Raw genomic sequence first — 13189 nt, 5'->3', positions numbered from 1 at the left:
CGGGCCGGTGTTTCAGGGGTTGCGGGGCGCTTGGCGGGGTGCGGACGGTGTGGTGTTCGCCGAGGTCGGCCTGTCTGAGCAGGTTGCCGATGCGGGGTCGTTCGGGTTGCATCCGGCGTTGCTGGATTCGGCGTTGCACGCGGTGGCCTTTGCCGGGCTGGAGGGTTCCGAGGGTGTGCGGTTGCCGTTCTCGTGGGGTGGGGTGTGTCTGCACGCGGGTGGTGCGTCGGTGTTGCGGGTGCGGTTGGTCTGGACGGGTGACGATGCGCTGTCGCTGAGTGCGGTGGACGCGGCTGGGGAGCCGGTGTTGTCGGCGCGTTCGCTGGTGTTGCGGCCGATCGTGGTCGATCAGCCGGCCGCCGGTGGCGCTTCGCTTGGGGACTCGCTGTTCCAGTTGGCCTGGACGGTGTTGCCCGAAGTGTCGGAGGTGGCCGGTGTCGAGCTTGATGTGGTTGAGCTGAGTCTGGACCTGGAATCGGGTTCGGAGGCGGGGCCGGCGGTGCTGGAGGTGGTGCCGGAGGTGGTGACCGTCGTGGTCGGGTCGGCCGGGGACGGGTCCGGGGACGGGGACGTGGTGGGGTCGGTGCATGCCTTGACCGCCCGGGTGCTGGGGTGGATGCAGGGGTGGCTGGCCGATGAGCGGTGTGCTGATTCGCGGCTGGTGATGGTGACGCGGGGCGCGGTCGTGGCAGGTGCGGGGGAGGCGGTCACCGATCTGGGCGCGGCGGCGGTGTGGGGGTTGGTGCGGTCGGCGCAGTCGGAGAATCCTGGCCGGTTCGTGCTGGTGGATGTGGAGGAGGGGGTGTCTCTGTCGGCGCTGCCCGGGGTGTTGTCGGGGGTGCTGGTCTCGGGTGAGCCGCAGGTGGCGGTGCGCGGGGGTGAGGTGCGGGTGCCGCGCTTGGCGCGGGTGACGCCTGGCTCCGGCTCCGGCTCCGGCTCTGGTTCCGGTGATGGCCTTGGCGTTGGGTGTGGTGTTGACCTCGCGGTTGGCTCTGGCTCTGGTCTGGGTGAGGATCGCGTCTGGGATCCGGAGGGGACGGTGTTGATCACTGGTGGGACCGGTGGTCTGGGCGGGTTGTTCGCGCGGCATGTGGTGGCCGGGCGTGGGGTGCGGCGTCTGCTGCTGACCAGCCGCCGGGGCCTGGACGCTCCGGGCGCGCTGGAGTTGCGGGCGGAGCTGATCGCGCATGGGGTCGAGGTGGAGATCGCGGCGTGTGATGTGGCCGATCGGGATCAGGTGGCGGCGCTGCTGGCGCGGGTCCCGGCCGATCATCCGTTGACGGCGGTGATTCATACCGCGGGTGTGCTGGACGACGGGACGATTCCGTCGTTGTCGGCGGAGCGGCTGGATGTGGTGTTGCGGCCGAAGGTGGATGCGGTCTGGTATCTGCATGAGTTGACCCGGGGTCTGGATCTGGCGGCGTTCGTGGTGTTCTCGTCGGTGGCGGGGACGTTCGGTGGGGCGGGTCAGGGTAACTACGCGGCGGCGAACGCGTTCTTGGACGCGTTGGCGCAGGTGCGGCGGTCGCAGGGGCTGGCCGCGCTGTCGCTGGCGTGGGGGCCGTGGGCGCAGGACGCCGGGATGACCGGTGGGCTGGATGAGGTCGATCTGCGGCGGATGACGCGGGCGGGGATGTCGCCGTTGTCGGTGGAGCAGGGGCTGGCGTCGTTCGACGCGGCGGGTGCGGTGGATCGTGCGGTGCTGGTGGTGGCGCGGTTCGAGGTGGCGGCGGTGCGGGCACAGGGTGAGGTGCCGCATCTGCTGCGCGGGCTGGTGCGGGGGGTGCGCCGGTCGGCGGTGTCGGGGTCGGCGTCGGGTGATGGGGCGTTGGTGCGGCGGTTGGCCGGGCTGGGTGAGGCTGATCGGGTGCGGTCGGTGGTGGAGTTGGTGCGGGCGCAGGTGGCGGTGGTGCTGGGGCACGCTTCACCGGAGTCGGTGGAGGTGCGGCGGGAGTTTCGTGAGCTGGGCTTCGATTCGCTGACCGCGGTGGAGTTGCGTAATCGGTTGAATGCGGCGACGGGGTTGCGGTTGCCGGCGACGTTGGTGTTCGACTATCCGACTCCGGTTGGTCTGGCGGATTTCCTGCTGGGTGAGTTGCTGGGTGAGCGGGCCGATGCGGGTGTGCTCTCGCCGGTGGTGCGTTCGGTGGCCGACGATCCGATCGTGATCGTGGGGATGGCGTGTCGTTATCCGGGCGGGGTTTCCTCTCCGGAGGATCTGTGGCGCCTGGTGATCGAGGAGAGCGACGCGATCACCGGTTTCCCGACCAACCGCGGTTGGGATCTGGAGGGTATCTATGATCCGGATCCTGGTCGGGTGGGGACGTCGTATACGCGTCATGGCGGGTTCCTGCACGATGCCGATGAGTTCGATCCGGGGTTCTTCGGGATCTCGCCGCGTGAGGCGCTGGCGGTTGATCCGCAGCAGCGGCTGCTGCTGGAGGTGTCGTGGGAGGCGGTGGAGCGGGCCGGGATCGAGCCGGGGACGTTGCGGGGTAGTCGGACCGGGGTGTTCACCGGTCTGATGTACAACGATTACGGTCTGGCGCTGGGTAATGCGGCCGGCCGGGTACACCAGGCCACCACCGATGAGGGGATCGCTCAGCGCGATGCCGTCGAGGGCTACGAAAGCACTGGAACCGCGCCGAGTGTGGCCTCGGGCCGGGTGTCGTACACGCTGGGCCTGGAGGGTCCGGCGGTGACGGTGGACACGGCGTGTTCGTCGTCGCTGGTGGCGGTGCATCTGGCGGCGCAGGCGCTGCGGGCGGGCGATTGCTCCCTTGCGCTGGCGGGTGGGGCGACGGTGATGTCCACTCCGAACACCTTCATCGGATTCTCCCGGCAGCGTGGTCTGTCGGTGGACGGGCGGTGCAAGGCGTTCGCCGACAGCGCCGACGGGGTCGGCTGGTCCGAGGGCGTCGGGGTGCTGGTGCTGGAGCGGTTGTCGGACGCGCGGCGCAACGGTCATCAGGTGCTGGCCGTGGTGCGCGGGTCGGCGATCAACCAGGACGGCGCGTCGAACGGGTTGACGGCGCCGAATGGTCCGTCGCAGCAGCGGGTGATCCGTCAGGCGCTGGCGGGCGCCGGGTTGTCGCCGGTCGAGGTGGACGTGGTGGAGGCGCATGGCACCGGGACGACGCTGGGTGACCCGATCGAGGCGCAGGCGCTGCTGGCGACCTATGGGCAGGACAGGTCGGAGGATCGGCCGGTGCTGCTGGGGTCGATCAAGTCGAACATCGGTCACACCCAGGCGGCCGCCGGTGTGGCGGGGATCATCAAGATGGTCATGGCGATGCGCGAGGGCGTGGTGCCGCGCACGTTGCATGTGGACGAGCCGTCCTCACATGTGGACTGGAGCGAGGGCGCGGTCGAGCTGGTGGCCGAGGCGCGGTCGTGGCCGGAGGCCGGGCGTCCGCGCCGGGCCGCGGTTTCGTCGTTCGGGATCAGTGGCACCAACGCGCACGTGCTCCTCGAACAGGGGCCAGAGGACGAGCAGGTCACGGCCGAAGCGCCCGGACAGGACCGGATGCCGGGTGCCGAGATGGTGCCGGTAACGGATGTCGCCGTGGGGCCGCCGGTGGTTCCGGTGGTGGTGTCGGGTCGTACGGCGGAGGCGTTGCGGGCGCAGGCCGGGCGGCTGGCGTCGTACGTGGGCACCGATCCGGGTCTGGTGTTGAGCGATGCGGCGTTCTCACTGGTGGCGACGCGGTCGGCGTTCGAGCATCGGGCGGTGGTGCTGGCCGCCGATCGTGATGGGGTGCTGGCCGGTCTGGGGGCGCTGGCCGAGGACCGTGCGGGTGCGGGTGTGGTGCGCGGGGTGGCCGGGGCGGAGCCGCGGCTGGCGGTGCTGTTCACCGGTCAGGGCAGTCAGCGGGCGGGGATGGGCCGGGAGTTGTATGAGCGGTTCCCGGTGTTCGCGGCGGCGTTGGATGCGGTGATCGCGGAGTTGGATCCGCTGCTGGAGCGGTTGGAGCGGGAGCCGGCCGGGCAGCCGGACGGCGGGTCGGTCGAGTGGGTGGGGTGTTCGGTGCGGGAGGTGCTGTTCGCCGAGCCGGGGTCGGTCGAGGCGGGGTTGCTGGATCGGACGGGGTGGGCGCAGCCGGCGTTGTTCGCGGTGGAGACGGCGCTGTTCCGGCTGGTGGAGTCCTGGGGGGTGCGCCCCGATGTGCTGGCCGGCCATTCGATCGGGGAGATCACCGCGGCGCATGTGGCGGGGGTGTTGTCCCTGAAGGATGCGTGTGTGCTGGTGGCGGGTCGGGCGCGGTTGATGCAGGCGCTACCTGCCGGTGGGGCGATGGCGGCGGTGCAGGCCTCTGAGGAGGAGGTCGCCGCCCTGCTGGCGGGGCGCGAGGAGCAGGTGTCGGTCGCGGCGGTGAACGGTCCGGCCTCGGTGGTGGCCGGGGTGGAGGAGGCGGTGCTGGAGGTGGTTGCCGCTCTGGAGGCTCAGGGGATCAGGACGAAGCGGCTGCGGGTGTCGCACGCGTTCCATTCGCCGTTGATGGATCCGATGCTGGAGGACTTCCGTACCCTGGCGGGCACGCTGACCTACAGCCCGCCACAGATCCCGCTCGTGTCCACGGTGACCGGGCAGGCGGCCACCGCCGAGCAGTTGTGCTCACCGGACTACTGGGTCGACCAGGTGCGTCAGGCCGTCCGGTTCTCCGACGGCGTCCGGACGCTGCACGCTCAGGGGGTGCGGGCCTACCTGGAACTGGGCCCCGACGGCGTACTGACCGCCATGGCGCAGGACGTCCTGACGGCGGATGCCGGCGCCGGTGCGGATGCGCCCGCGGTTTCGGCGCGCGACGCCGAGGCGGGGGCGGCGGCCGATCCGGACGTGCTGCTGGTGCCGGTGCTGCGCGGAGGCAGGGACGAGCGGAACACGGTGATGACGGCGCTGGCCGCCCTGCACGTACACGGAGTACCGGTGGACTGGCGGGCGGCGTTCCCCGGCGCCCGCCGGGTGGGGCTGCCCACCTACGCCTTCCAGCGTCGGCGTTTCTGGCCGGGGCCTTCGCTCACCCGCGTCGGCGATGTGACCGACGCCGGGCTCGGAGCGCCGGACCATCCCTTGCTCGGAGCCGCCGTCGAGCTGGCGGGCGGCGACGAGGTGCTCTTCACCGGCCGGTTGTCGGTGCGCTCCCAGCCGTGGCTGGCCGATCACGTGGTGTCGGGCCGGGTGGTGGTACCGGCGACGGCGTTCCTGGAACTGGCGATCCGGGCCGGTGACGAGGTCGGCTGCACGCGAGTGGACGAGCTGACCCTGGCCGCGCCGTTGACGCTGCCCGAACAGGGCGGCGTCCGGATACAGGTACGGCTGGGCGAGCCCGACGAGAGGGGACACCGGCCGCTGAGCGTGTACGCGCGGCCGGAAGGCGAGGAGGAGCGTCCCTGGACACGGCACGCGAGCGGGCTCCTGGCAGTCGACGAGCCCCTTACCGCCCCCGATGCCACACCGCCGTTCGACACGACTGTGTGGCCACCGGCCGGTGCGGCGCCGATCTCGTTGGAAGGTTTCTACGAGGGGCGGGCGGCGGACGGCTTCGACTACGGGCCGGTGTTCCGCGGCCTGACCGCGGCTTGGCGATGCGACTCGGACATGTATGCCGAAATCAGTCTGCCCGAGCAGGATGCGGCCGAGGCGGGGGCGTTTGGTGTGCATCCGGCGCTGCTGGACGCGGTGCTGCACCTGTGCCTGCTCCTGGACCAGAGCGAGGAGGCCCGGCGTAAGGTGCCCTTCGCGTGGGAGGGCGTGTCCTTGCACGCGTCGGGGGCATCGGCGGTCCGGGTGCGGATGTCCTGGGCCGGACCTGACGCGATGTCGATCGCGATCGCCGGCGTGGACGGTCCGGTGGCCTCGATCAGGTCGGTGACCCTGCGCGTCCTTTCGGACGGACAGGCCGCCGGCCCGCGAGCGATCGGAAGGGACTCCCTGTTCCGGCTGGACTGGGTCCCGCTGGTGGCCCCGGCATCGCCGGTGTCCGCGGTGTCGCCGAGCACGCTGGCAGTGGTGGGCCCGGACGGGTGGGGGCTCACCGAGGCCCTTGCCGCCACGGTGGGCGGTCCCATCAGGGTCGGTGCCGACCTGCGGTCGCTGGGAGAGGCGTACGACGGCGATGTGCCCGTGCCGGGCACGGTGCTGGTCCTCGTCACCGGAGACCCGGGCGACGAGGTGCCGGCGGCCGCCCACAGCCTGGCGTCGTCCGTGCTGGACCTGGTGCGATCCTGGCTCGCCAATGAGCGGTTCGCCGGTTCGCGGCTGGCGTTCCTCACCCGGGGCGCGGTGGACGGCGATGACGTGGCGGCGGCGACGGTGTGGGGGCTCGTGCGTGCCGCCGAGACGGAGCATCCGGGCCGGTTCGCGCTGATCGACCTCGACATCCGGGAAAGCGGCGACCGTGACCGGAGGGGGGTGCCGGCGACGTCGATCGCCGCGCTGCCGTCGGCCCTGGCCGCCGCCGAGCCGCAGCTGGTGATCCGGGATGGTGCCGTGCTGGCCGGTCGGCTGGCCCGCGTCTTCCCGCCCGCCGAGCTACCGGGCCTGGCTTGGGACCCCGAGGGCACGGTGTTGATCACCGGCGGCACCGGTGGCCTGGGCGGCATGCTGGCCCGTCACCTGGTGGCCGAGCACGGCATCGGGCACCTGACGCTGGCGAGCCGTCGCGGTGACCGGGCGGAGGGCGTCGACGAGCTGGTGGCGGAGCTCACCGGACTCGGCGCTCGGACGACCGTCGTGGCATGTGACCTGGCGGACCGTGACGCCGTCGCCGGTCTGCTGGCCGGGATAGCAGCCGAGCACCCGCTGACCGCGGTGGTGCATACCGCGGGCGTGCTGGACGACGGTGTGATCGGCGCGTTGACGTCGCAGAGCCTGGAGAGGGTGTTCCGCCCCAAGGTGGACGCGGCCTGGCATCTGCACGAGCTGACCCGAGACGAGAATCTGTCCGCGTTCGTACTGTTCTCGTCGGTGGCGGGGACGTTCGGGACGGCCGGGCAGGCCAACTACGCGGCGGCGAACGCCTTCCTGGACGCGCTCGCCCGACGCCGCCGGGCCGAGGGGCTACCGGGGCTCTCGCTGGGATGGGGTCCGTGGGACCAGGCGGGTGGCATGACCAGCGCCCTGAGCGAGGCCGAGATGGGCAGGCTCGCCAGGCGCGGGATGCTCCCGCTGTCCCCGGATCACGGTCTGGCACTGTTCGACGCGACGGTCACGGGCGACGGAGACGGACCGGCTCTGCTGCCCGCACGTCTGGATCTGGCGGCATTGCGCACCGGCCAGGACGTCCCGTTCCTGCTTCGAGGGTTGATCCGCCCGTCGGTCCGTCGGCAGATCACGGCCGCGGCGTCGACCGCACTCGTCGACCGCCTCGCGCCGCTCGGGGCGGGTGAGCGGACGGCCACCCTGCTGGAGCTGGTCCGGGGCCAGGTGGCGCTGGCGCTGGGCCACGCGGACGGCGACGCGATCGAGCCGTTGAGCAGCTTCCAGAGCATGGGCTTCGACTCGCTGACAGCCGTCGAGGTGCGCAACCGGCTGGCCGCGGACACCGGGCTGCGGCTGCCCGCGACGCTGGTGTTCGACTACCCGAACGTCACGGCGCTGACGGAGTTCCTCCTGGCGGAGTTGCTCGGCGAGCACGACGGCGCGGCGCCCGAGAGGACGGCCGCGCAGACGGTCACGCCGGTCGGTGACGATCCCGTGGTGATCGTGTCGATGGCGTGCCGGTACCCGGGCGGAGTGACGTCCCCCGAGGAGCTGTGGCGGCTGGTCGATGAAGGTACCGACGCGATCTCGGCGTTCCCGACCTCTCGTGGCTGGGATCTGGAGTCGCTGTACGACCCCGACCGCGAACGCCGGGGCACCAGCTACGTCCGCGAGGGCGGCTTCCTGCACGACGCGGGAGAGTTCGACCCCGGTTTCTTCGGGATCTCGCCGCGTGAGGCGCTGGCGATGGACCCGCAGCAGCGGCTCCTTCTTGAGGTGTCCTGGGAGGCGATCGAGCGGGCCGGCGTCGACCCGCTCTCGCTGCGCGGCAGCCACACGGGAGTGTTCGCCGGGTTGATGTACCACGACTACGCGACGAGCGCCGAGTTCCCGCCGGACGTGGTGAGCTTCATGGGCACCGGTACGGCCGGCAGCGTGCTGTCCGGGCGGCTGTCCTACACCCTCGGCCTGGAGGGGCCGGCGGTGACGGTGGACACCGCGTGCTCCTCCTCGCTGGTGGCGTTGCACCTCGCGGCGCAGGCGCTGCGCGGCGGTGAGTGCTCGCTGGCACTGGTCGGCGGGGTGACCGTGATGGCGACCCCGGGGGCGTTCATCGACTTCAGCGCTCAGGACGGGTTGGCCGTCGACGGCCGGTGCAAGTCCTTCTCCGACGCCGCCGACGGTGTCGGCTGGTCCGAGGGCGTCGGGACGCTGGTGCTGGAACGGCTGTCCGACGCGCGGCGCAACGGCCATCAGGTGCTGGCCGTCGTACGCGGGTCGGCGGTGAACCAGGACGGTGCCTCCAACGGGTTGACCGCGCCGAACGGTCCCTCGCAGCAGCGGGTGATCCGCCAGGCACTGGCCGGTGCGGGTTTGAACCCGGCTGATGTGGACGTGGTGGAGGGCCACGGAACCGGGACGAGCCTGGGCGACCCGATCGAGGCGCAGGCGCTGCTGGCGACCTACGGCCAGGACCGGCCGGAGGACCGCCCGCTGCTGCTGGGCTCGATCAAGTCGAACATCGGTCACACCCAGGCGGCGGCGGGCGTCGCCGGTGTGATCAAGATGGTCATGGCGATGCGCCACGGGGTGCTGCCGGGCACGCTGCACCTGGACGCGCCCTCGTCGCACGTGGACTGGGAGCAGGGCGCGGTGGAACTGCTGACCGAGCACCGCCCGTGGCCGGAGGTCGGATGGCCGAGGCGGGCCGGGGTGTCGTCGTTCGGCATCAGCGGGACCAACGCACACGTGATCCTGGAGCAGGCGCCGCCGATCGCGGACGCGCCGGCCGAGCGTCGGTTGCCGGACGGGTCGTCGTATGGGGAGACCGGCTCGGCATCAGGCGTCGTGCCGGTGCCGGTGCCGGTGCCGGTGCCGGTGCCGGTGTCGGGGAAGACGGGTGACGCGCTACGGGCACAGGCGGCACGCCTGCTGTCGCGGGTCCAGGACGATCCGGACGTCTCCCCCGTGGACGTCGGCTTCTCGCTGGCGACGGGCCGTTCGGCGTTCGAGCATCGGGCGGTGGTGCTGGCCGATGACCGGGACGGGTTGCTGGCGGGCCTGGCGGCGGTGGCGGATGGGCGGCCGGCGCCTGGAATGGTCCGGGGACGTGGTGCGCGGCCGGGCAGGCTCGCGCTGCTGTTCACCGGACAGGGCGCTCAGCGGGCCGGAATGGGCAGTGGGCTGTACGAGCGGTTCCCGGTGTTCGCCGACGCCTTCGACGCCGTGCTGGCACACCTGAATCCCGAACTGGACCGCCCGCTGCGCGAGGTGATGTTCGGCGACACCGAACTGCTGAACCAGACCGGATACACCCAGCCGGCGCTGTTCGCACTGGAGGTGGCGCTGTTCCGGCTGGTGGAGTCCTGGGGCGTCAAGCCGGACTTTCTGGCGGGGCATTCGATCGGGGAGATCACGGCCGCGCACGTGGCGGGCGTGCTGTCGCTCCAGGACGCGTGCCGACTGGTGGCGGCGCGTGCCCGGCTGATGCAGGAGCTGCCGGCGGGCGGCGCGATGGTCGCCGTACAGGCCCCGGAGGAGGAGGTGCTGCCGCTCCTCGCCGGGTACGAGGACGAGGTTTCCATCGCCGCGGTGAACGGGCCCGCTTCGGTGGTGATCGCCGGTGCCGAGGAAGCGGTCGTCCGGATCGCCGCCCGGGTGGAGGCCGAGGGGCGCAGGACGACGCGGCTGAGAGTGAGCCACGCGTTCCATTCGCCGCTGATGGAGCCGATGCTGGCGGAGTTCCGGAGGGTGGCCGAGGGCCTGGTCTTCGCGGCACCGCGGATCCCGGTGGTCTCGACCGTGACCGGCGAGCCCGCATCGGCCGAGGAGCTGTGCTCACCGGACTACTGGGTGGAGCAGGTACGGCGCGGGGTCAGGTTCGCCGACGGCATGGGGACACTGCGCCGGTGCGGGGTCACCGCGTACCTCGAACTGGGACCCGACGGGGTGCTGACCGCGATGGCCGAGGACACCGTCTCGGACGAGGCGGCGGTGCTGGTCCCGGCGCTACGCGGGGACCGCGACGAGCAGAATGCGATCATGGCGGCGGTGGCGACGTTGCATACGCACGGTGTCGCGGTGGACTGGTCGGCCGTGTTCGGGACCGTGTTCGGCGGTGCCCGCCGGGTGGACCTGCCGACGTACGCCTTCCGGCATCAGTGGTTCTGGCCGAGTGGGCGGCGGCTCGGGGACGTCCGGGATCTCGGGCTCGCGGCGGCGGCGCATCCGCTGCTGGGGGCCGCGGTGCGGCTGGCCGGGTCGGACGGGGTCGTGCTCACCGGCCGTCTCTCGCCGCGATCGCACCCGTGGCTTGCCGACCACGCCGTCGGCGGGATGGTGGTCTTCCCCGGCGCGGGACTGCTGGAACTCGCCATCCGGGCCGGAGACCAGGTCGGCTGTGACCGGGTGGAGGAGCTCACCATGGCCACCCCGCTCGTGTTCGGCGAGCAGGACGCGATGGCCGTACAGGTGTCGGCGGGCGCGCCCGACGCGTCGGGTCACCGCGAGTTCGGCGTCTACGCGCGGCCTGCCGGCGCCGCCGATGACGAACCGTGGACACAGCACGCGGCCGGTGTGCTCTCCGGTGGCGGCCGCGCGGCCGCGGGCCGGGCCGTGGCCTTCGACGCCGAGGTGTGGCCGCCGCAGGGAGCGTCCGCCGTCGAGCTGGACGGCCTCTACGACCGGTTCGCCGAGGGCGGGTTCGTATACGGTCCCCTGTTCCAGGGGCTGCGCGCGGCCTGGCGGCGTGACGACGAGGTGTTCGCGGAGATCGCCCTGCCGGAGCAGGTCGGTGACGCCGGCTCGTACGGCCTGCACCCGGCGCTGCTGGACGCCGCCTTGCACGCGGTGCCGTTCCTGGAGGCGGCCGAGCCCGAGGCGGGACGCCTGCCGTTCGCGTGGGGCGGAGTGCACCTGCACGCCGGCGGCGCGACGACGCTGCGCGTGCGCGTGACCAGAACCGGCGAGGACACGGTGTCGGTGACCGCGGTGGACATGGCGGGAGCGCCCGTGCTCACCGCCGAGTCGCTGGTGTCGCGTCCGGTATCGCCTGGCGGCCTGGTCGTCGGCGGTGGGCGCCGGGCAGCGGGGGACGGGCTGTTCCAGCTGGAGTGGACGCCTCTGTCCGAGGCGCCGGCCGACGTCGCGGAGCTGGATGTCGCGGAGCTGGACGTGGCGTTGCTGGACGTGGCGGTGTCGATCGGGGATCTCGCCACGCTGGACGGCACGCTGGACGCGCTGCGGGACGGTGCGCCGCGTGCCGCGGCCGCGGGCCCGTTCCTTGCGGGGGACTCCGTGGACGTCATCGCCGCGACGCGCGAGTCCACCGCCCGTGTTCTGGGCCTCCTGCAGCGCTGGCTCGCGGAAGAACGGTTCGGCGACACCACCCTCATCGTGATGACGTGCGGTGCGGTCGCGGTTCAGGACGACGACCGGGTGACCGACCTGCCGGGTGCCGCCGTGTGGGGACTGGTCCGTGCCGCGCAGGTGGAGAACCCCGGCCGGTTCGTGCTCGTCGATCTCGATGCGCCGCTGGAGCCTTCCGGGGCGCTGCTGTCGGCCGTGCTGGCCTGTGGTGAGCCGCAGGTGGCGGTACGTGACGGGGTGCTGAGAGTGGCGCGCCTGGTGCCGGCGGCGCCGGGCGGGGACGGCGTACGGCAGTGGGACCCCGAGGGCACGGTGTTGATCACCGGCGGTACGGGCGGCCTCGGCGCCGAGGTGGCGCGACATCTGGTGAGCGAGCACGGAGTACGGCGGCTGTTGCTGGCCGGCCGCCGGGGGCTGGAGGCGCCCGGCGCCCCCGAGCTACGGGCCGAGCTGGCCGCCCGCGGTGCCGAGGTCACCGTCGCCGCGTGTGACGTGTCCGACCGGGGCGCGCTCGCGGACCTGCTGGCCACCGTACCCGCCGGGCATCCGCTGACCGCGGTCGTCCACGCGGCGGGGGTACTGGACGACGCGACGATTCCCTCCCTGAGTCCCGAGCGGCTGGACACCGTGCTGTCGCCCAAGGCGGGTGCCGCCTGGCATCTGCACGAGCTCACCCAGGGAGTGGATCTCGCCGCGTTCGTGCTCTTCTCGTCGGTGGCCGGCGTGGCCGGCGGCGCGGGGCAGGGCAACTACGCCGCGGCCAACGCCTTCCTCGACGGCCTGGCCCACCACCGGCGGGCCGCCGGCCTGGCCGCGATGTCGCTGGCCTGGGGGCCCTGGGCGCAGGACGCCGGGATGACCGGTGGCATGACCGGCGGGCTTGACGACACCGATCGGCGGCGGATGGCGCGCGCGGGCATCCTTCCGCTGTCGGTGGAGCAGGGACTGGGGCTGTTCGACGCCGCCGGCGCCGTGGACCGTCCGGTGCTGGTACCGGTCCGGTTCGACCTGCCGGCGCTGCGGGCGCGTGAGGAGGTTCCGCCGCTGCTGAGGGGCCTGGCGTCCGGCAGGCGCCGGACGGCCACGGGCAGGCGGGAGGAGCCGGACACCCTGCTGCGCAGGCTGACCGCTCTCGACACCGCCGAGCGCGCCGAAGTGCTCCTGGATCTCGTGCGTGGCCAGGTGGCGGCCGTACTCGGGCACGCCCGAACCGACTCCGTCGAACCGGACCGGGCCTTCAAGGATCTGGGCTTCGACTCGCTCACCGCCGTCGAGCTGCGCAACCGGTTGACCGATGCCACCGGGCTGCGCCTGCCGGTCACCCTGGTGTTCGACCACCCCACACCGCTCGCTCTGGTCGACCACCTGCTCGACCGGCTCGGCCTGACCGAGCAGACGGGGTCCGCGATGCTGCTGGCCGAGCTCGCGAAACTGGAGAAGGCTTTCACCGAGATGACCGTCGACCTCGATGTGCACAAGCAGGTCGCGGCGCGCCTGGACATTCTGAAGACCAAATGGGCGGCACTTTTGCACGATTCCAGCGGTACAGAGTTCGATCTCGACTCGGCCACGGACAGCGAGATGTTCGAAATGCTCGACAATGAACTCGGCCTGTCGTGA

General features: G+C 72.2%; 1 protein-coding gene (cut by a window edge). It reads left to right on the top strand.

The features are described from left to right. A protein-coding gene (locus tag OIE13_RS16585; protein ID WP_442816068.1) for an SDR family NAD(P)-dependent oxidoreductase crosses the window boundary here: on the top strand, nt 1-13189 show its end. Its footprint begins 22868 nt before the window's first position; only the last 13189 of its 36057 coding nucleotides appear in the window; its start codon lies off the left edge, out of view; its stop codon occupies nt 13187-13189.

This window comes from Streptosporangium sp. NBC_01810, assembly GCF_035917355.1.
In the GTDB taxonomy this organism is placed as follows: domain Bacteria; phylum Actinomycetota; class Actinomycetes; order Streptosporangiales; family Streptosporangiaceae; genus Streptosporangium.
This window is presented reverse-complemented; position numbering and strand designations above follow the sequence as displayed.